Source organism: Ensifer sp. R1-3, from assembly GCF_056739175.1.
The window spans coordinates 3,486,919-3,506,747 of sequence record NZ_CP096515.1 but is presented as its reverse complement, the minus strand read 5'-3'; the positions used below and the strand labels follow the sequence as shown (position 1 = coordinate 3,506,747).

Sequence of the window (19,829 nt, the reverse complement as noted above, 5' to 3'; positions counted from 1 at the left end):
CGCCGCCGGAAATATTGCGGCTCGGAGAGGAAGTCAAGCGGTCGCGTCGCGATTGAAGAAACTTTTGCCGTTTCGAGCAAACCGGCTCTGCATCACCAAAGCGCGAAACGCAGGCCGACGCGGAACTCATGGCGTGAGAGTCCGTCGTCATGACCCTTCGCGCCCCCGGAGCCAAACATGTCACCATCCGCGATTTGCGAATAGCGATAGCCGGCATCGAACTTCAGCCGATCCGTGACATCGTAGGAGACACCCGCCATGAGGGCATAGGTAAAGCGCCAGCTGTCCCGCCCGCCGTAGGAAGCACCGCCCGCCGCCCCGGAGCAGGCCCCGCCTGCCCCGACGCAAGTCGAGGTTTCATGGGTCGTTTTCCAGTCGATCCGGGTCGCTCCGATACCGGCACCGAGATACGGCGTGAAACCGGCAAGCGTCGCCAGATCGAGATAACCGTTTGCCATCAGGCCGAGCGCGGAAAAATTGGCGCTGTGGGAAAGGGCACACCTTGTCCCAGCGCCCTCGCCCGCGCACGGATTGGTGGACAGCGACGACCCGTCGAAGCGGCCCTCGAAATATTCGGCCGTCAGGTCGGCACGAATGACGTCGGTGAATTGATAGCCGAGACCGATCGTGGCGGAGGCCGGCTTGTCGAAGCGTGCGCTGTCGAAGGAAACGGCTCCCGTGCCGCCAAAGGAGCGGTAGAAGGGATCGCCCTCGTCCAGCCAGGCCGCGTAGCCGATGTCGCCACGCAGATAAAGGCGGCCGCCGCCGGTCGCTTCCGGCGAAATCGTTATCTCGGGCGCGTCGAGCAGTTCTTCGTCGGCGGCCTGTGCGGAGAACGGCGCCAACAGGCCGGCGCAGAACGCCATGCTGCAAAATCCCCGTCGCCAATCCATGCCATGCCCTTTCGCTCGGCCAAGCTGCGGGCTTGCGCATATGGGGACGCAAAGCGCTGCAGCATGAAGCTGACCATTCGCGTTAACTATTGCAGGCACGGGTTAACTATGGGTTAACCATGTCTCTTAGGAATGTGGAAAGGGCGACAAAACGGAAGGGCCGCCCCATGGGACGGCCCTTCGAAACTCCGCAGTCTAGGTCTAGCTCGGATCACTTGTATACGATCGGCTCGGCCGGCGGCACGTAGGCCGCTTCGCAATTGTTGCCGAAGGAATAGCGCAAGCCGGCGCGCGCCTCGTGCACATAGATGTCCTTGTCGTAGGCCGGGCCGCTGTTGAGATTGTAGCCGAACATGTTGCCGCCGTTGATATGGCGGAAGCGGTAGCCGACATCGGCCTTGAGATTGCAGGTGAGATCTACGGAGGTACCGGCCATCAGCGCATAGGTGAAGCGCCAATCGCTTTCGCCCTTGTGCTCGATCGTCGGGTCGCAGTTGCTCGGATCCGTGACGTCGCAACTCGTGTTGCGCAGCGTTCCCCACTTTACCCGGGTGCCACCGATACCGGCACCGACATAGGGCGTGAAGGCGCCGTAGGTCCCGAGATCCACATAGGCATTGGCGAGCAGGCTCCAGGCGGACATCGATGCGACATCGTTCGAGACGCAATTGACGGCAACCCCGCAACCGCCGCTGGTAGAACCGTTGAAGTCGGACTCGCCGAGATAATCGAGGGTGACGTCGGCACGCAGATAGCTGTTGATCTGGTATCCGACACCGCCGCCAAGGACGTAGGAATCATCCACATCGGCGCGGTCGAAATCGACCAGGTTGCTGTTCGAGCCCTGGAAATAGTGGGCCCCGCGCAAATCGTTCCACGCGTAGCCGACGTCGCCGCGCAAATACCAGCCGCTGGCTTCGACCACCTCCACAGGCTGCTCGACGAACGGCGCTTCCACGGGCGGCTGATAGACGTCCGCTGCATATACCGGCGTGCCGCTCAGCAGAGCCGCAGCAACGCCCCTAAAAATCTTCTTCATGCCCCAACCCCAATACATTAGAGTATTCTTGAACGGCTGACGGATCATAGTCGCAGCGGTTCCGTATGCTTCGACGCATAATGAAGGGGAATGGTTAATCCCTGATTAACTACAAAAATTTACCTTGAATATTAACTGTCGGCAGTATTCGGTCGTCGTAGCCAACAATAGTTGCCCCTCATCCGCCTGCCGGCACCTTCTTCCCGCGCGCGGGGAGAAGGTGACTCGTGGCAACGGTTTCACTCCCTGACGCCGGGAGGCGATGGCGTACGAGGGCAGGCCCCTTGTCCTTTCGCCCCGCTTGCGGGGAGAAGGTGACTCGTGGCAACGGTTTCACTCCCTGACACCGGGAGGCGATGGCGTACGAGGGCAGGCCGCTTGTCCCTTCGCCCCGCTTGCGGGGAGAAGGTGGCCGGCAGGCCGGATGAGGGGCAAAGGCTACTTCTTCAGGCAGCGTTGCGCACGCCGCCGATCACGTTTACGAGTTCGTCGACGATGCGCTCGACCTGACCGCGGTCGTCGCCTTCCGCCATGACGCGGATCAGCGGTTCGGTGCCGGAGGGCCGGATGAGCAGCCGCCCGTTCTTGGCGAGCTGCGCCTCTGCTTCAGCGATCGCCTGCTGCACGGCGGCATCCTCCAGGGGCTTGCCGGCCGACACGCGGACGTTCTTCAGGACCTGCGGCACCGGCTCGAAACGACGGCAGATTTCGCTCACAGTCTTGCCCTGGCGCTTGACGACCGCGAGGATCTGCAGCGCCGCGACGAGGCCGTCGCCGGTCGTGCCGAAATCGGAAAGCACGATATGGCCCGATTGTTCGCCACCGACGTTCAGGCCGTCCTGACGCATCTGCTCGACGACGTAGCGGTCGCCCACCTTCGTGCGGTGAAGGTTGAGCCGGCGCGCCTGAAGGTAGCGTTCGAGGCCGAGATTCGACATGACGGTCGCGGCAATGCCGCCGCCCTTGAGCATGCCGTCTGCCGCCCAGCTGTCGGCGATGACCGCCATGAGCTGGTCCCCGTCGATGACCGCCCCCTCCTCGTCGACGATCAGAACACGGTCGGCGTCTCCGTCGAGCGCGATGCCGATATCCGCCCTCACCTCGTGCACCTTCTTCTGAAGCGCCGCCGGATGCGTCGATCCGCACTCGAGGTTGATGTTGACGCCGTTCGGTTCGGTCCCGATCGTAACGACTTCGGCGCCGAGTTCCCAAAGGGCGGAGGGCGCGACCTTGTAGGCGGCACCGTTTGCGCAGTCGATGGCGATCCGGAGACCTTTCAGCGTGACGTCGCGCGGCAGCGTCCGCTTGGCCTGCTCGATATAACGGTAGATGTCACCGTCGACGCGCTTGGCCCGGCCGATATCCTCCGGCTTGGCGAGCTGCCCGGACATGTCCTGCTCCAGCAGGTCCTCGATCTTTTGCTCGATGTCATCCGAAAGCTTGTAGCCGTCGGGTCCGAAGAGCTTGATGCCGTTGTCGCGAAACGCATTGTGCGAGGCGGAGATCATCACGCCGATATCGGCCCTCAGCGACCGCGTCAGCATGGCAACGCCTGGCGTCGGGATCGGGCCGAGCAGAAAGACGTCGAGCCCCGCCGCCGTGAAGCCCGCGACCATCGCGTTCTCGAGCATATAGCCGGAGAGGCGCGTATCCTTGCCGATCACCACCCGGTGGCGGTGAGCACCGTTTCTGAAAATGGTTCCCACCGCAATGCCGACCCGCATGGCGAGGTCCGGCGTCATCGGAAATATATTGGACTGGCCGCGAATGCCGTCGGTGCCGAAATATCTTCGCTTCATAAAAACTCCATTGTCCTGCTTCGGCGTCGCCTCTTGTGCCGGCCGCGTCTGCCTGCGTGTTCCGCTATTGTTTTTCATAGTTCCGCGACCCCGCCTGCAGATCTGCGCCATATTTGCCATAAAACCGCAATATACGGCACCGATCATAACATCAGAAATCATTACAGCGCGTTACAACTGGATCTTTCAACGCTTCGGCCGGGTCGCCTGAAGCATGAACGCAAAACCGGCGCGCACCACTGCTTCATTGAAACCGTGAGCATCCAAAAATGCCGCCGCCCCTTCCGGAGCGGCGGCATTTGATTTGCGCATGTGTAGGAACCTATTGCGGCTGCGGTTCGAACCCGCCTTCAGGCTCTTCGCCCTTCGTGCCGGCTTCCTTCTTCGTACCGGCCGAAGGCACTGCGGAGCCGCGATGCGGCGGTGTATCGTCCCCAAGATCGCGCGCCGGCTTCTCGCCGCGGATCAGAGCCTTGATCTCGTCGCCGGTCAGCGTCTCGTATTCGAGCAAGCCTTCCGCGAGAGCCACGAATTCATGGTTCTTTTCGACGAGGATGCGGCGTGCCGTCTCATAGGCCTCGTCGATCAGCCGGCGGATTTCGTTGTCGATTTTCTGCGCGGTCGATTCCGAAACGTTCTTCTGCTGCGCGACGGAATGGCCGAGGAAAACCTCCTGCTGATTCTCGCCATAGGCGACCTGTCCGAGCTGGTCGGAGAAGCCCCACTGCGTCACCATCGCCCGGGCAAGCTTCGTCGCCTGCTCGATATCGGAGGATGCGCCCGAGGTGATGTTCTCCTTGCCGAAGGTCAGTTCCTCGGCAACGCGTCCGCCCATCATGATGGCGAGACGCGAGATCATCCATTTGTAGCTCATCGAGTAGCGGTCGCCCTCGGGCAACTGCATCACCATGCCGAGCGCACGGCCCCGGGGAATGATCGTCGCCTTGTGCAAGGGATCGGCCGAGGGGACGTTGAGCGCAAGGATCGCATGGCCCGCCTCGTGATAGGCGGTCAGCTTCTTCTCGGCTTCGGTCATGGCCGAGGAGCGGCGCTCGGCGCCCATCATGATCTTGTCCTTGGCGTCCTCGAACTCCTGCATGGTAACGAGACGCTTGTTGCGCCGCGCCGCCATCAGCGCCGACTCGTTGACGAGATTCATGAGATCGGCGCCCGAGAAGCCCGGCGTGCCGCGCGCCAGCACCTTGAGGTCCACGTTCGGTGCGAGCGGCACGTTGCGGACATGCACCTTCAGGATCCGCTCGCGGCCGTTGATGTCCGGGTTCGGCACGACGACCTGGCGGTCGAAGCGGCCCGGACGCAGCAGCGCCGGGTCGAGCACGTCCGGCCGGTTCGTCGCGGCGATAAGGATGATGCCCTCGTTCGCCTCGAAGCCGTCCATCTCGACCAGCAGCTGGTTCAGCGTCTGCTCGCGCTCGTCGTTGCCGCCGCCAAGACCGGCGCCGCGATGACGGCCAACCGCATCGATTTCGTCGATGAAGATGATGCAGGGCGCGTTCTTCTTCGCCTGCTCGAACATGTCGCGGACGCGCGATGCGCCGACACCGACGAACATTTCGACGAAGTCCGAACCCGAGATCGTGAAGAAGGGCACGTTCGCCTCACCGGCCACCGAGCGGGCAAGCAGCGTCTTACCGGTGCCGGGCGGTCCGACCAGCAGCACGCCGCGCGGGATGCGGCCACCGAGACGCTGGAACTTCTGCGGGTCGCGCAGGAATTCGACGATTTCCTCCAGGTCCTGCTTGGCCTCGTCGACACCAGCGACGTCGTCGAAGGTCACGCGGCCATGCGCTTCCGTCAAAAGCTTTGCCTTGGACTTTCCGAAACCCATCGCGCCGCGCGAGCCGCCTTGCATCTGCCGCATGAAGAACAGCCAGACGCCGAGGATCAGGAGCATCGGCAACAGCGTTCCGATATAGCTGAGGAAGCCCGACGAGCCGTCCGTCTCCGGCCGAACCGTGACCGTGACGTCCTTGGCTTCCAGCCGCTCCGTCAGCGCCGTGTCGACGGCGGGCGCATAGGTCTGGAAGGTCGCCCCGCTCTCGGTGTAGCTGCCGATCACCTTCGAACCGGTGATCACCACGTCCTTCACGCGGCTCGCGTCGACGTCCTTGAGGAACTGCGAGAATGGAATTTCACGCGAGCCTGCTCGTTCGGTCGGCTGCTGGAACATGCTGAATAGCGCTATCAGGAGAAGCGCTATGATTGCCCAAAGGGCAAAATTTCGAAAATTAGGGTTCATCGAACTCCCCGGAACCTGTCGCAGCCCGCGCATTTGCCGGACTGTATTCTTGTCCCTAACATAGGTGTCCGGGGTGACCTTGCCAAGGAAAACCGCCGGTTACGTTTCCATTTCTATCAAAACATCGTGCACCGGCGGCGCGGGGTATCGATCACGCCCAAACGACACGGCGACCGCATCCGCCATGATCCTGTCGAAACCCGGCAAAAAGGTGTCGTAAAGCCCGATGTGGTACTCGACTTGCGCCGAAGCCTCGCCGAAGGCGAGCCCCGCGCCGTCCGTCGACGCGATTTCTGGTGCCACCGTGGATCCGCGCTTGGCAATCCCCGCCGGCAGCCCTGCGTCAATAAGCCTCTGGGTCCACAACCTCCCCGAAGCGTCCGCGGCGACCGTAACCGCCGGCCCGCAGCTCTTTACCGTGAACCGCCCATCCCAAGTGCCCTGCCGGCCCGGTCCAACGGCGAGCACCGGCAGGTTGCGCGCCTCTCGATAGAGATAGAGACCGCTTGCTCGCCGGTCGAAGACGACCCGTCCCGCCGTCATGCGGCCAGGCTCACCTGATCGCAGGAACTGCGAAAGCCGCTGCACCGTGGCGAGAGCGGGCATGTGCTCGCGCCCGCCGAGAACCGACGCGACCGTCAGGAGCGCACGGCGCCAGTCCGGATCGTCGATCTCCCCGGCATGCCGCGCCGAGACCTCCGCGACGAGCGCCTCGTGAACGCGGATACGCTTCTCGATCAGGGCGGCGGCTCTGGCGGAAGAGGCGGCGCGCTGGCGCCCGTTGCCCAAGGGCGTCGGCATCCCTCCGGATGTCGCTATCCGGGCACGCACCCGGACCCGCTCGAAGGCGGGGTTGGCATTGCTCGGATCGTCGATCCAGGAGACGCCGCGTGCCTGGAGAAAGCTGCGGATCTCGGCGCGCGCCAAGCCGAGAAACGGCCGCAACACCCAGATCCGCCGTCCGTATAACATGGCCGCGGCCATGCCGGCGCCGCCCTGCCCCTCGCCCTGCCCGTCTCCGGCACCACCCTTGCCGCGGGCAATGCGCATGGCGACGGTCTCCTGCTGGTCGTCGCGGGTATGGCCGGTCGCGATGCAATCGGCGCCGAGCGCGTCGGCGGCCTCAGTCAGCAATTCGTAGCGCTTGTTTCGAGCCGCCGCCTGGATGCCGGTCGACGGCTTCGGGCCCTCCCAGCGGCAGATACGGTGGGCAATGCCGAGCGCAGCACAAAAGGCCGCCACATCTTCGGCTTCGCGAGCCGACTGCGGCCTCAGCGCATGGTCGACAGTGCAGGCGGCAAGGGAAAATCCGCGGCGCTCATCTGCGGCGATCGCCGAATGCAGGGCTACAAGCAGCCCCATCGAGTCGCTGCCACCGGAGACGGCAACCAGGATCCTGCGGGGCGTGATAAAGGATCGGAGAAAATTTCGGGCCGTATCGAGGACGGCATGGGGCATCTGGGCCCGCCTCAGCAGCCGAAACGGCTCTGCTCGCTCGCCACCTTCGCCTTCACGGCGGGTGATGCTTTCGGATAGCGCTTGTTGACCTCGCGCAGCGTGGCGCAGGCGGTCTCCTTGTTGTCGAGGGCGCCGAGGGACATGCCGAGCTTCAAGAGCATTTCCGGAGCCTTCGGTGACTTGCCGTGGCTCTGATGCGCGTTGAGGAAGGTCTTGGCCGCGTCGCTGTACTTGCCTTGCGAATACTGTGCCTCGCCCATCCAGAAGCTCGCATCCGCCGCCTTGTCGCCGCTTGGAAAGGCATCGAGGTAATCGCGGAATTCCTGCTCTGCGATGCTGTAATCGCCGGAAAGCACGTGGCTGTAGCCTGCTTGGTAGAGATCGCCCGGATCGCTGAGAGACGCGGTCGCCTGTCCGCTGTCCGGCACGCTTCCCGGATTGTCGTTGAGGCCACCGCCCTGGGTCGCAAGCCCTGTATCGACGCCGGGCAGAGTGGCGTTGGCCCCGGGCTCTACGCCCGCCGTTGCCGAGACGGGGTTGCCGTTCTCGTCGAAAATGATCTGCCCCAGCGTCGCCGGCGCGGGCGCGGCGCCCGGCGCGTTGGGATCGACACCCGCCATATCGGCGCCGCCGGCAGCCGGAGCGCCCGACGGCCGGCTATCCGTCACCCCGGGGGTGACGGACGCCTGATCATTCGATTTCGGCGTTTCAAGCGCGCCGCTCTTCTTGGAGGAGGACCTGCCGTTTTCCAGATCCTGGAAGCGGAACTCGTTGTCCTCCTGGAACTTCCGGATCTGCTCCTGCATCTGCAGGAGCTGGAAGCTCATTTCCTCGATACGCCCATTGAGGGAGCGGATCTGTTCCTCGAGTTGACCGACCCGCGCAATATCGGGTGATTGCACCTTCATTACCGGAAGGTCGCCCTTGCTGCCGGCATCGGTCTGCGTCGTGCGGGCAAAGAGCCCGGAAAGCGGCATGGCATCTGCTGTAGAGCCGAGACCCGCAAGGGTCACGAGGCCAAGCAGTCCTGCCACGACAAATTTCTTCATTTCATTTGTCCTGTTCGTAACCGATTATCCCGCCCTGGATCGCGTTGCGCAGTACATTTGCCGATTCCGAGGCGGGGTGCCGCACAGTTTTCCAACTCCCGTGAAAAAGCAACGGAGTTCGGCCAAAGTGTGGTAAAAAAGAAAGGGCGGCCCGTAGACCGCCCCTCGAATTCACCTTCCATGCCGAATAATCAGCTGCCGGCGCCACCGAGCACGGTAACGGCGCGGCGGTTCTGCGACCAGCAGGAGATGTCGTCGCAGACGGCGACCGGCTTTTCCTTGCCGTAGGAGATCGTGCGCATGCGGTTTCCGGGGACGCCGCGGCTGACGAGATAGTCGCGGGTCGCGGCAGCACGGCGCGCGCCGAGCGCCAGGTTGTATTCGCGGGTGCCGCGCTCGTCGGCATGGCCTTCGATGGTGATTCCGTAGTTCGGATATTTTGCCAGCCACTGGGCCTGGCGGTCGAGCGTCGCCTGCGCGTCGGCGCGGATCGACGTCGAATCCGTATCGAAGAAGATGCGGTCGCCGACGTTGACGGTGAAGTCCTGCTGCGAGCCCGGGGTCGCCGCGCCTGCGCCGAGACCGAGGCCGGCAGCATCGTTCGGCAGGTTCTTCTTCGAAGCGCAGCCAGCAAGGGCAAGCGTCATGACGAGCGCGATCATGACCGGATTGCGGGCGATGGTCTGCATGCGGCTTGCTGCCGGGGTGTCAATTCGGCTCATGGGCCGGGTCTCCTTGAGAAGTGTCAAATTCACGGTTGCCAGACTGTAACCGGAAGCGGTTAATTGCTTTTCAACGGATATGGTTAACAAATCGACAATGTGCGTCGGGGCGCCTGCTACACCAGCACTTTGCGGCGAGAAAGCGGCACATTCGCCTCATTCCCTGCCATAACTGTGGACGCGCGATCACGAAGAATTTCGGGCCGTATTGGCCCGAAATCTTTGAATCTCATCATTTCTCTCGATTGGGCTCGCGGCGGATGCCCTATTCCATCAGCGGCGACCAGGCCGGATCCGAGGCGAAACCCTGCGTCTGGACAAGCTGCTCGTTATAGCCCGTCAGATCGATCGAATAGAGCTGCGGGCCGCCCGCACCGGCGTTCTGACGGAAAAACATCAGGACACGGCCGTTCGGCGCCCAGGTGGGGCCTTCATTGTGGAAGCCGGTGGTGAGAATGCGCTCGCCCGACCCGTCCGGCTTCATGACGCCGATCGAGAACTTCCCGCCCGACTGCTTGGTGAAGGCGATGAGGTCGCCGCGCGGAGACCAGACGGGCGTCGAATAGGAACCGTCGCCGAAGGAAATGCGCGTCTGGCCGGAGCCGTCGGCGCCCATGACGTAGAGCTGCTGCTTGCCGCCGCGGTCGCTTTCGAAGACGATCCGGCTGCCGTCCGGCGAATAGGAGGGAGAGGTGTCGATCGCCGCGGTGTTGGTGAGCCGCGTCGTCGTGCGCGAGCGCAGATCCATCGTATAGATATTGGCGTTGCCTTCCTGCTGCAGGCTCATGATCACCCGCTGGCCATCCGGCGAGAAACGCGGGGCGAAGGTCATGCCCGGGAAATTGCCGACCACCTCGCGCTGCCCCGTTTCAAGCTGAAGCAGATAAACGCGCGGCTGCTGGTTCTCGAACGACATATAGGTGATTTCCTGACGGTTCGGCGAGAAGCGCGGCGTCAGCACGATGTCGTTGGAATTGGTGAGCGCCCGGGAATTGGCCCCGTCCTGGTCCATGATGGCGAGTTGGCGCTTGCGCGCATTCTTCGGCCCGCTTTCGGCGACGTAGACGATGCGCGTGTCGAAATACCCCTTCTCGCCGGTGATCCTCTCATAGATCGCGTCGGCAATGATGTGGGCGACCCGGCGCCAGTTCTCCGGCTGGGTGTAGAACTGCTGACCGAGCATCTGCTGGCCGGCAAAGGTATCCCAAAGGCGGAACTCCGCCTTCAGCCTGCCGTCGCCTTCCTGCGTGACGCGGCCGATGACGAGCGCCTGCGCGTTGATCACTTTCCAGTCCTCGAAACGCGGTGTGGCATCGGGATTGGAGATCTTCTCGATGAAGGCGCCCTTGTCGATCGGCGCGAAAAGCCCGGAGCGCTTCAGGTCGGCGGCAATCACGCCGGAGATCTTCTGGGCGAGTTCGCCCTGCAGGAAGTCCGTGATCGCGATCGGCAGCGGCTCGACGTTACCCTTGTTGATGTTGATCTCGACGAGCGCATTTGCCGGCGTGGCAATGAGCCCGCAGCCGGCGACCAGCACCATCAGGAGGCGGAAAAAATTGCGTCTCAGCATTTCCATAAAGCCTTTCAGCCTTTCGTGTTCCGAGCAGGATGAGGCGCAATATTCCGCCCGCAACCGGCCCAACCTGTCTAGAGCATCGAGCTCGGGTCGAAGTTGACGACGACCTCGCTCCACGAATCGTATTTGTCGGCCGGCAGCCCCTTGAAGGGAACGGACTTCAGGATGGCCCGGCGTGCACCACCCATGAGTGCCCGCCGCGCCGCATCCGAGCCGCCGCTGGCTTCCACTTCCGGTTCGCCGATCAGGTCGCCGTTCGGGTCGAGCCGCATCGTCACCTTGATGCGGACGTCCGCCGCGTCGGCCATGCCGGGAATGATCGACCAGTTGTTCTGGATCTGGCCGCGAAGCGCGTCCATTTCACTCTGCGAAAGCGTGTTGCCGCTCGTCGTCTTCTTGCCGCCGAGGGCCGCCTCCTCGGTCGAGCGCTTGGCGCCGCCGCCGGAGGATTCCTGCTTGTTGAGCAGCGCCGCGATCTCGTCGGCATTGAAGTCGCTCTCCTTCTGGGAGGACGCCTTCTTCTGCTCCTTCTTGACCTCTTCCTTCTTGCGCTCTGGCGTCTTGGCCGTCTGCGCGGGCTTTTCGACCTTGGGCTTCACCTGCGGCGTCGGCACCCTGTCCGGCAGAGCCTCGGCCTCGGGATTTTCCGCGGGCTGCTCTTCCGCCGGTGCCGGTTCCGGCTTCGTATCCGGCTTTACTTCCTGCTTGGGTTCGGGGAGTGCCGCCACTTCCGTCGCGGGCTCGGCGGCCGGCTTGGTCTCTTCGACCTTTTCGATCTCTTCCTTCACGGGATCGGGCGTCGGCGGGGCCTTTTCGGTCTTCTGCGGCGCTGCGGCCGACTCGTTCTCGACCGGCTTGACATTGGGTGTGGGCGGCGTCTTCAGGTCGACGTCGTTCTCGCCGGCATTCTCGGCGTTCTCGACGGGCGTCGGCTTCTTGGTCGGAACGGGCGATGCCTTTTCCTTGGCCGGAGCCTTCTTGTCGCCCTGCTGGATCTGCGTGATCGACTCGACCGGCACGATGTCGACCGGCAGCGCCTCGACATCCGCGACCTCGAAATCGGCCGGGCTGCCAAGCGACACCAGCGCCCAGGTCAGGACCAGGGCGTGGAGGACAGCAGATGTAGCGATACTGCCCTTCATTCGGACGATCACTTCTCTTGTTCTTGAAGCGTTACGAGACCCAGGTTCTTGAAGCCTGCCGCGGAGATGCGTGCCATCACCTTCATCACGGTGCCGTAGTCGGCATTGGTGTCGCCGCGCACATAGATGCGCTCATTGTAGCCGGTCGTGGCGATCGCCTCGAGCTTCGGGACGACCTCGTCGATCGCTATCGGCGTCTCCTGCAGGAAGATCTCGCCCGCCGGGTTGACCGAGACGGTGATCGGCTGCGTATCGGCGTTCATGGCCTTCGCCTGCGTTTCCGGCAGATCGATCGGCACGCCGACCGTCATCATCGGCGCAGCCACCATGAAGATGATGAGGAGAACCAGCATGACGTCGACGAGCGGCGTGACGTTGATCTCGCTGATCGCGCTTCTTCTGCCGCCGCGGCGGCGGCGCCCGCCGCCCGACCCCTTGGCTCCGCCAACTGCCATACCCATCAGCGTGGTCTCCGTGCTTTGAGGTCGTTATTGCGCGGCTTGGCGAGAAGGCTGCAGCTTCTCGTCGATCTGCCGCGACAGGATGGCGGAGAACTCGTCGGCAAAGGCTTCCATGCGTGCCGTCAGCTTGCCGGCATCGGCGGTGAACTTGTTGTAGGCGATAACGGCAGGAATGGCGGCGAGCAGACCGATGGCGGTCGCAAGCAGCGCTTCGGCGATACCGGGAGCAACGACGGCGAGGTTGGTGGACTTGGAACCGGCGATGGCCTGGAACGAGGTCATGATACCGACGACGGTGCCGAAAAGGCCGATGAAGGGGGCAGCCGAGCCGATCGTCGCTAGCGAGCCGAGCCTTGCCTCGAGCGCTTCGGATTCACGGGCGAGCGTCACGTCCATCGCACGGTCGATCCGCATCTGCAGGCCGATCGGCGCGCGCGCGCCGCGCTCGAAGCTTTTCTTCCATTCGCGCATGGCCGAAACGAAGATCGCGCCCATTCCGCTCGTCTGCCTGTCCGAGAGGGTCCGATAGAGCTCCTCCAGCGACTGACCCGACCAGAATACCTGCTCGAAATTATCGAGCTGCCGGCGGACACGCCCGTAATTCAGGCTCTTGTCGACGACGATAGCCCAGGTCCAGACCGAGGCGGCGATGAGCCCCAGCATGACCAGCTTCACGACCAAGCCCGCTTGCATGAAGAGCGACCAGAGGGTCACGTCGCTCGTCGCGGCCAATCCAACCTGTTCCATCGATTTCAGTCCCCGAATCCAAACACCCGGCAGAGCAACTCATGCTCGTGACCGGGTCGCCCAAATGTCCTGCAGCAGGAATGCCCCGGTATTGCCACCGATCGCGGCATTGCGATCTACTCGCTTCAGCCTGCCTTCTTGCCGTCAATTTTGGTCAAAGGATGACGTGCACTGCACAAATCCTGATACACGGATTAAGACACCATTATGGTTAAGGGAGTATTACCGCGCGCGCAGTTCGAGTGAGCTTGCACGATACGGAACTTCGCAGCAGGTCGCACGTTTCGGTGCCATGAGCCCCTGGTCCCCGAAACATATCGCCTTCCAGCCGAAATCGGGCTGACGATCCATGGCCGCTCGCAATGAACCGCTTTCCGAATATAACCGGCGCCGCGATTTCACGCGGACGAGCGAACCCAAGGGAGCGGTCGCTCGGCGCAGCGGGGACAACAGGATGCGGTTCCTGGTTCAGAAGCACGCTGCGACCCGCCTGCATTACGACTTCCGCCTGGAATGGGAGGGCGTGCTGAAGAGCTGGGCGGTCACACGCGGCCCGAGCCTCAACCCCGAAGACAAGCGCCTGGCCGTGCGTACCGAAGACCACCCGCTTGCCTATGGCGACTTCGAAGGAACGATACCGAAGGGAGAGTATGGCGGCGGTACCGTGATGCTCTGGGATACCGGCTGGTGGGAGCCGGAGGATGACCCGTCGAAAGCCCTGAAGAAGGGCAAGCTCTCCTTCAAGCTGCATGGCAGCCGAATGAAGGGCGGCTGGGCGCTGGTGCGCATGCGGCCACGCGAAGGCGAAAAGCGCGAGAACTGGCTGCTCGTCAAGGAAACGGACGATGTCGCCTCCGATGACGGCGAGAGCCTGATCAACGAGAACATCACCAGCATCGTTACCGGCCGGACGATGGAGGAGATCGCCGAAGGCAGGGGCGAGAAGCGGGCGCGGGTCTGGCATTCCAACAAAAGCATCTCGGCCAATCTCAAGGCCGGCGCGATCGCCGAAAACGGCAATGCAGGCAAGCGCGCGACGCGAAAAGCCTCCGGCAAGCTGCCCGCCTTCAAGGCACCGCAGCTGGCGACTCTGGTGACCAAGGTGCCCGCCGGCGACGCATGGCTGAACGAAGCCAAGTTCGACGGCTACCGTCTTGTCTGCGCCGTCGGTGCCGGCACCGTGCGCTGCTACACGCGCAACGGCCTCGACTGGACCGAGAAGTTCCCGGCAATTGCCGCCGCCCTTGCCGAACTCGACTGCCAGTCCGCTCTGATCGATGGCGAAGTGGTGGCGCTTTCGGAAGGCGGATCGACCTTCTCGGCCCTGCAGAAGGCGCTTAGAACGGGGGCCAGCACACGGCTTTACGCTTTCGATCTCATCGAGCTCGACGGCAAGGATTTGAGCCGGAAGCCGCTCGTGGAACGCAAGGAACGGCTCGAAGCGCTGCTCCAAACGCTCGGCGCCACCTCTACCGTACAATTCAGCGAGCATGTCCGCGGCAATGGCGAGCACGTGCTTTCCGCGATATGCAAGGCCGGCCAGGAGGGTATAATCGCCAAGGAGGCGGATGCCCCCTATCGCAGCGGGCGCAGCCGAAGCTGGCTCAAGGTGAAATGCACGAAGCGCCAGGAGTTCGTGATCGGTGGCTATACCCCGTCTTCGAAGAAGGGGCGTGCCTTCGCCTCGCTGCTCGTCGGGACCTTCGAAGGCGGGAAGCTGATCTACCGTGGCGGCGTCGGCACCGGTTTCAGCGGAAAGACAATGGAGGACCTCGCCGCGGCCTTCGCAAAGCGCAAGCGCGATACGTCGCCCTTCGACAGCGTGCCGCGAGAGAGAATGCGAAATTCGGTATGGCTTGAGCCGGACCTGGTGGCGGAGGTGGATTTCGCCGAATTCACGGCCGACGGACATGTCCGTCACGGTTCATTCGAGGGATTGCGCGAGGACAAGGAGGCCAGGGCCGTGAAACTGGAGACACCGAAGCCGGCAGAAGCGGAGCCGGAGACCGCCAAGAGCAAATCCTCCGCCAGGACGCGCAAGACGCCGCCTGTGCAGGGAGACGCCGATGTCCTCGGCATCCGCATCTCCCATCCGGACCGGGTGCTCTTCGAAGGCCAGGGCATCACCAAGATCGATCTCGCCCGCTATTATGCCGTTGTCGCCGAGAGGATGCTCCCCTTTGCCGCCGATCACCCCGTTTCGCTGGTGCGCTGCCCGCAGGGCGGCGAGCGGCACTGTTTCTTCCAGAAACACGCAAGCGACGGCTTTCCCGAGGCGATCCGGGAAGTGCCGATTACCGAGTCATCGGGCGACACCGAGAACTATATGTACATCCACGATGCCAAGGGCCTCGTCGCCGCCGTGCAGATGGGGACGCTCGAGTTTCACATCTGGGGTTCAAGCATCGACCGGCTGGAGAAACCCGACCGTCTGGTCTTCGATCTCGACCCCGATCCGAGCGTCGACTTCGAGACAGTCAAGGCGGCAGCCGTCAGGCTCCGCGACGAACTCGCCGAGATCGGCCTGAAAACAGTGCCCATGGTGACCGGCGGCAAGGGCGTCCACGTCATCGTTCCGCTCCGCCCCCATGCCGAATGGGAGGAGGCCAAAGGCTTCGCGAAAGCGCTCGCGCGATCTATCGCCGAGCGCGATCCGGACAATTTCGTCGCCACCATGTCGAAGGCGAAGCGCAAGGGAAAGATTTTCATAGACTGGCTGAGAAACGATCGCGGCGCCACGGCGATCGCGCCCTATTCCACCCGCGCGCGCTCCGGCGGACCGGTCGCCACGCCGGTCGGCTGGGACGAACTCCAAGGCCTCGAAGCCGCCAACGGGTTTCAGATTCCGGACATTATCGAGCGGATCGAAGCCGGGACCGATCCGTGGCGGGAGATCGGCAAGATCAGTCAGTCGCTGACGAAGAAGATATTGAACTCGGTCGAATGAGCCGGCCGCTCACGCGGAAGCCGCTTGCGCAGCCAGGAATTTCGTTGCCAGTGCCTCCGGCAGACGCCGTGGCCGCCCCTGACCGTTGATGACCGCGATGATTACCTTGGCCGCGATCAGCAGCGCGTCGCCGCGCCTGATCTGCTGCTGCAGGATCATTTTTGCGCCGCCGGCCTTTTCGGTCGCGGTCTCGATGGTCAGGACGTCGTCCATGCGCGCCGGCGCCTTGAAGTCGATTTCCATACGGTGAACGACGAAGACGAGACCTTCCACGTCGCCTTCGATCGCCAGCGACGCCTGCTCGACGCCGAGAAGCCGCAGATAGTCGGTCCGGGCGCGCTCCATGAAATGCAGATAGCGCGCATGGTAGACGACGCCGGAAAAATCGGTGTCCTCGTAATAGACCCGCTGGATCAGTCGGTGGCCGGTCTCGGTCAGCTCGCCGGCAAGCGAAATCAGTGACATGGCATTCTCCGGGAGGATTTATTGCGTTTTCCTGTGCAGGAACAAAAAGACATTTGCAAGCACTGCAGCTTTGTCACAATCCTATCCTATCAGGACCCTGTCCTCTTCCCGAGCAGGAGAATCGTGCATGAAGATTGCAGTCCTCGGCGGTGACGGTTTCGTCGGCTGGCCCACCGCCCTGCATTTGTCCGATGCGGGCCACGAGGTTCACATCCTCGACAATCTCTCCCGCCGCTGGATCGACACGGAACTCGGCGTTCAATCCCTGACGCCCATGGATTCCATCCAGGAGCGCACGCGCATCTGGCACGCGGAAACCGGCCGGCGCATCCACTTCAATCTGATCGATCTCGCCCGCGACTACGAACTCCTGAAGAACTGGCTGGCGGAGCATCGGCCCGATGCGGTCGTCCACTTCGCCGAGCAGCGGGCCGCCCCCTATTCGATGAAGAGCGACAGGCACAAGAACTACACGGTCAACAACAACGTCAACGCGACCCACAATCTCCTGAACGCACTGGTCGAACTCGAACTCGATGCCCATCTCGTGCATCTCGGTACGATGGGCGTTTACGGCTATTCCACGATCGGGGCGGCGATCCCTGAAGGCTACCTGCCCGTCGGCATCGAGACCATGGGCGGAGAGACGGTGAACCAGGAAATCCTCTATCCTTCCAATCCGGGCTCCGTCTATCACATGACCAAGTGCCTGGATCAGCTGCTCTTCCAGTTCTATGCGAAGAATGACCGCCTCAGGATCACCGATCTGCATCAGGGCATCGTCTGGGGCACGCATACGGAGCAGACGCGGCGTCATCCGCAGCTCATCAACCGCTTCGACTATGACGGCGATTACGGAACCGTCCTCAATCGTTTCCTGATCCAGGCAGCAATCGACTATCCGCTGACGGTTCACGGAACCGGCGGCCAGACGCGCGCCTTCATCCATATTCAGGACTCGGTGCGCTGCATCGAACTCGCGCTCAGGAACCCGCCGGCGCGCGGCAGCCGCGTCGAGATATTCAACCAGATGACGGAAACGCACCGCATCCGCGATCTCGCCGAGATGGTCGCACGCATGACCGGCGCGAAAATCGCCTGGCTGCCCAATCCGCGCAAGGAAGCGGCCGAGAACGAGCTCGTGGTGCGGAACGAGAAATTCCTCGCGCTCGGACTCAATCCGGTTCGGCTCGAAGACGGGCTGCTTTCGGAGATCGTCGACGTGGCGAAGAAATTCGCCTATCGCGTCGATCGCTCGCGCGTGCCGGCGGTTTCCGCCTGGACGAAGGACATCGCCCCCTTGATCAACCACGATCCGGAGGGCAAGCGGCTGAAATCGGTTTCATGAGCCGCGTCTTCGCCAGTCCGGAGGGGCTCAGTCCCTCCTCCACGGTGACTGCGCGCCACGCTTTCGTGACGCTCGTCACCAACAGCGACTACGCGCTCGGTGCGCGGGCCCTGCTCAGATCGATCCGTCTCACCCGGACGCCCGCAGATGTCGTCGTGCTCCATACCGGCGGGGTGGATGCCGCCTCCCTCGAGCCGCTGACCGAATTCGACTGCCGCCTGATCCAAACCGACCTGCTGCCGCTTTCGGACGAATTCAACGCCCGGCATCAGCGCCGCAACGTGCATGAGCAGGCCCCCTTCACAAAAGGACGCAAGCCCGATTTCCATTCGCCGCTCGACAATTTCTGCAAGATAAGGCTGTGGCAACTCGTCGAATACGAACGCTGCATCTTCATCGATGCCGACGCGATCGTGTTGCGCAACATCGACAAGCTGTTTCTCTATCCGGAATTTGCCGCAGCGCCGAACGTCTATGAGAGTCTCGCGGACTTCCACCGCCTGAACTCCGGCGTCTTCGTCGCCGAGCCGGCAGTCGCGACCTTCGAGAAGATGCTCGCGGCCCTCGATGCGCCGGACGCCTTCTGGCCGCGCACGGACCAGACCTTTCTGCAAAGCTTCTTCCCCGATTGGCATGGCCTGCCGGTGACGATGAACATGCTGCAATATGTGTGGTTCAACCTGCCTGAGCTTTGGGACTGGCGCTCGATCGGGGTGCTTCATTACCAGTATGAAAAGCCGTGGGAGAAGGATCATCCGCGCGCGGATGCGCTGCGCCCGCTGACCGATCTCTGGCACGCTTTTCTGACCGGCGAGCAGATTCCCGATATTGCCACTCTTCCCAACCCGCCGTACGCCGGCCTCACGTCGCCATGACCCGCGTTCTCGTCTCCGGCGGCACCGGATTCGTCGGCCGCTTCATCATCGAGCACCTGCTGGCAAACGGCTATGAGGTCACGGTCGGCGGGCGCTCTCCGCCGCCTGCCGGCTTTTATTCGCAACCCGTGTCCCATGTGCCGCTCCGTCTCGATGCGGATGCGGACCAGGCCGGCGCCTTCGACGATATCTATTATTTCGTCCATGCGGCTTTCGAGCATGTCGAGGGCAGATATCGCGGAGGCGAGGGTGACGATCCCACGAGTTTCCGCCGCGCCAATCTCGACGGCTCCGTTCGCCTTTTCGAGGAAGCGCGCGCCGCCGGCGTACGGCGCTGCGTTTTCCTGTCGAGCCGCGCCGTCTATGGCGAGACGGCGCCGCCGGTTGTCGCTGAGACGTCACCTGTCGAGCCGGACACGTTCTACGGACAGGTAAAGCTCGCCACCGAGAACGCCTTGAAATCGATGACCGACCACAGTTTCGTCACGACGAGCCTGCGCGTCACCGGTGTCTACGGCCCCGCGGGCTCGGGACGAAAACACAAGTGGAGCGATCTCTTTTCCGATTACATTGCCGGCCGACCGGTGCCAAGGCGCATCGGCACGGAAGTCCACGGCGACGATGTCGCCCAGGCCGTCCGCCTCATGCTCGAAACCGAACCGGCGAGAATATCCGGTCAGGTGTTCAACGTCTCCGACGTGCTGACCGACAACCGCGAGATCCTCTCCTTTCTCCAGGCTGCAACCGGCTGCCCGCACCCTCTGCCGCCGGCAGCGGAAGCGGCAGCATTCAAGACGATGTCGACGGAGAAGCTGCGCGCGCTCGGCTGGGTGCCGGGCGGAAGGGAAAGACTGGCTGCGACGATCCGGGAGCTTGCCGTGCAAGCTGTGACCGTTGAACCAAGATTTCGCCCCTCACCCTAACCCTCTCCCCGCGAGCGGGGAGAGGGGACATGCCCCCTGCGAATGCGCGGCCGATATTGGTTGCAATGACGAAACCGCGAGTCCCTTCTCCCCGCATGCGGGGAGAAGGTGGCGGCAGCCGGATG

The 19,829-nt window shown here is 63.0% G+C and carries 16 protein-coding genes; 4 read left to right on the top strand and 12 right to left on the bottom strand.

Features of this window, described 5'->3' with window-relative positions; genetic code table 11:
- Window positions 1-92: 92 nt before the first annotated feature.
- From M1D43_RS16550 to tolQ, 11 genes are all read right to left on the bottom strand, one after another.
- On the bottom strand, window positions 93-893 hold the full coding sequence (locus M1D43_RS16550) for an outer membrane protein (RefSeq protein WP_153313677.1): 801 nt from the start codon (window positions 891-893) through the stop codon (window positions 93-95).
- Window positions 894-1,104: 211 nt separating this feature from the next.
- Window positions 1,105-1,980: an outer membrane protein gene (locus tag M1D43_RS16545; protein WP_013844837.1), complete on the bottom strand. Its 876-nt coding sequence runs from the start codon at window positions 1,978-1,980 to the stop codon at window positions 1,105-1,107.
- 398 nt (window positions 1,981-2,378) lie between these two features.
- Window positions 2,379-3,731 carry a phosphoglucosamine mutase gene (gene glmM / locus M1D43_RS16540; protein ID WP_153313678.1) on the bottom strand — a complete coding sequence of 451 codons (1,353 nt, stop codon included), beginning with the start codon at window positions 3,729-3,731 and terminating at the stop codon, window positions 2,379-2,381.
- A gap of 322 nt (window positions 3,732-4,053) precedes the next feature.
- The gene (gene ftsH, locus M1D43_RS16535; protein WP_003527585.1) at window positions 4,054-5,991 is read right to left on the bottom strand and encodes an ATP-dependent zinc metalloprotease FtsH; all 1,938 of its coding nucleotides are present in this window, start codon (window positions 5,989-5,991) and stop codon (window positions 4,054-4,056) included.
- A gap of 99 nt (window positions 5,992-6,090) precedes the next feature.
- Window positions 6,091-7,449: a tRNA lysidine(34) synthetase TilS gene (tilS, locus tag M1D43_RS16530; protein WP_153313679.1), complete on the bottom strand. Its 1,359-nt coding sequence runs from the start codon at window positions 7,447-7,449 to the stop codon at window positions 6,091-6,093.
- A gap of 11 nt (window positions 7,450-7,460) precedes the next feature.
- A complete protein-coding gene (ybgF, locus tag M1D43_RS16525) occupies window positions 7,461-8,498 on the bottom strand; it encodes a tol-pal system protein YbgF (RefSeq protein WP_003527587.1) in 1,038 nt (345 codons plus the stop codon).
- 191 nt (window positions 8,499-8,689) lie between these two features.
- Entirely contained in the window at window positions 8,690-9,220 is a 531-nt protein-coding gene (gene pal, locus M1D43_RS16520) for a peptidoglycan-associated lipoprotein Pal (protein ID WP_003527588.1), read from the bottom strand.
- A 265-nt stretch (window positions 9,221-9,485) separates the two neighbouring features.
- Window positions 9,486-10,796: a Tol-Pal system beta propeller repeat protein TolB gene (gene tolB, locus M1D43_RS16515; RefSeq protein WP_153313680.1), complete on the bottom strand. Its 1,311-nt coding sequence runs from the start codon at window positions 10,794-10,796 to the stop codon at window positions 9,486-9,488.
- A gap of 71 nt (window positions 10,797-10,867) precedes the next feature.
- Window positions 10,868-11,938, bottom strand: coding sequence for a cell envelope integrity protein TolA (tolA, locus tag M1D43_RS16510; protein WP_153313681.1), 1,071 nt, complete (start codon window positions 11,936-11,938; stop codon window positions 10,868-10,870).
- Between the two features lie 8 nt (window positions 11,939-11,946).
- On the bottom strand, window positions 11,947-12,399 hold the full coding sequence (gene tolR / locus M1D43_RS16505) for a protein TolR (RefSeq protein WP_003527592.1): 453 nt from the start codon (window positions 12,397-12,399) through the stop codon (window positions 11,947-11,949).
- 27 nt (window positions 12,400-12,426) lie between these two features.
- Window positions 12,427-13,146, bottom strand: coding sequence for a protein TolQ (gene tolQ, locus M1D43_RS16500; protein ID WP_003527594.1), 720 nt, complete (start codon window positions 13,144-13,146; stop codon window positions 12,427-12,429).
- Between the two features lie 349 nt (window positions 13,147-13,495).
- On the opposite strand from tolQ, the gene ligD reads away from it, so the two are divergent.
- On the top strand, window positions 13,496-16,093 hold the full coding sequence (gene ligD, locus M1D43_RS16495; RefSeq protein WP_153313682.1) for a DNA ligase D: 2,598 nt from the start codon (window positions 13,496-13,498) through the stop codon (window positions 16,091-16,093).
- 9 nt (window positions 16,094-16,102) lie between these two features.
- On the opposite strand, the gene ybgC is transcribed toward ligD, so the two are convergent.
- Window positions 16,103-16,558: a tol-pal system-associated acyl-CoA thioesterase gene (ybgC, locus tag M1D43_RS16490; RefSeq protein ID WP_003527598.1), complete on the bottom strand. Its 456-nt coding sequence runs from the start codon at window positions 16,556-16,558 to the stop codon at window positions 16,103-16,105.
- Between the two features lie 127 nt (window positions 16,559-16,685).
- On the opposite strand from ybgC, the gene M1D43_RS16485 reads away from it, so the two are divergent.
- From M1D43_RS16485 to M1D43_RS16475, 3 genes are read left to right on the top strand one after another with little or no spacing between them, the layout of a single operon-like run.
- Window positions 16,686-17,906 (top strand): NAD-dependent epimerase/dehydratase family protein, encoded by a 1,221-nt coding sequence (locus M1D43_RS16485; RefSeq protein WP_003527600.1) that lies wholly within the window; start codon window positions 16,686-16,688, stop codon window positions 17,904-17,906.
- Window positions 17,903-18,781, top strand: coding sequence for a glycosyltransferase (locus M1D43_RS16480; RefSeq protein WP_153313683.1), 879 nt, complete (start codon window positions 17,903-17,905; stop codon window positions 18,779-18,781). The genes M1D43_RS16485 and M1D43_RS16480 overlap by 4 nt, the downstream gene beginning before the upstream one ends.
- A complete protein-coding gene (locus tag M1D43_RS16475) occupies window positions 18,778-19,704 on the top strand; it encodes an NAD-dependent epimerase/dehydratase family protein (RefSeq protein ID WP_010970167.1) in 927 nt (308 codons plus the stop codon). The genes M1D43_RS16480 and M1D43_RS16475 overlap by 4 nt, the downstream gene beginning before the upstream one ends.
- The last annotated feature ends 125 nt before the right edge of the window (window positions 19,705-19,829 follow it).

Coding starts and splice junctions, on each gene's coding strand:
- M1D43_RS16550 (WP_153313677.1), bottom strand. CDS start 893: ATGGATTGGCGACGGGGATTTTGCAGCATGGCGTTCTGCGCCGGCCTG.
- M1D43_RS16545 (WP_013844837.1), bottom strand. CDS start 1,980: ATGATCCGTCAGCCGTTCAAGAATACTCTAATGTATTGGGGTTGGGGC.
- glmM (WP_153313678.1), bottom strand. CDS start 3,731: ATGAAGCGAAGATATTTCGGCACCGACGGCATTCGCGGCCAGTCCAAT.
- ftsH (WP_003527585.1), bottom strand. CDS start 5,991: ATGAACCCTAATTTTCGAAATTTTGCCCTTTGGGCAATCATAGCGCTT.
- tilS (WP_153313679.1), bottom strand. CDS start 7,449: ATGCCCCATGCCGTCCTCGATACGGCCCGAAATTTTCTCCGATCCTTT.
- ybgF (WP_003527587.1), bottom strand. CDS start 8,498: ATGAAGAAATTTGTCGTGGCAGGACTGCTTGGCCTCGTGACCCTTGCG.
- pal (WP_003527588.1), bottom strand. CDS start 9,220: ATGAGCCGAATTGACACCCCGGCAGCAAGCCGCATGCAGACCATCGCC.
- tolB (WP_153313680.1), bottom strand. CDS start 10,796: ATGGAAATGCTGAGACGCAATTTTTTCCGCCTCCTGATGGTGCTGGTC.
- tolA (WP_153313681.1), bottom strand. CDS start 11,938: ATGAAGGGCAGTATCGCTACATCTGCTGTCCTCCACGCCCTGGTCCTG.
- tolR (WP_003527592.1), bottom strand. CDS start 12,399: ATGGGTATGGCAGTTGGCGGAGCCAAGGGGTCGGGCGGCGGGCGCCGC.
- tolQ (WP_003527594.1), bottom strand. CDS start 13,146: ATGGAACAGGTTGGATTGGCCGCGACGAGCGACGTGACCCTCTGGTCG.
- ligD (WP_153313682.1), top strand. CDS start 13,496: ATGGCCGCTCGCAATGAACCGCTTTCCGAATATAACCGGCGCCGCGAT.
- ybgC (WP_003527598.1), bottom strand. CDS start 16,558: ATGTCACTGATTTCGCTTGCCGGCGAGCTGACCGAGACCGGCCACCGA.
- M1D43_RS16485 (WP_003527600.1), top strand. CDS start 16,686: ATGAAGATTGCAGTCCTCGGCGGTGACGGTTTCGTCGGCTGGCCCACC.
- M1D43_RS16480 (WP_153313683.1), top strand. CDS start 17,903: ATGAGCCGCGTCTTCGCCAGTCCGGAGGGGCTCAGTCCCTCCTCCACG.
- M1D43_RS16475 (WP_010970167.1), top strand. CDS start 18,778: ATGACCCGCGTTCTCGTCTCCGGCGGCACCGGATTCGTCGGCCGCTTC.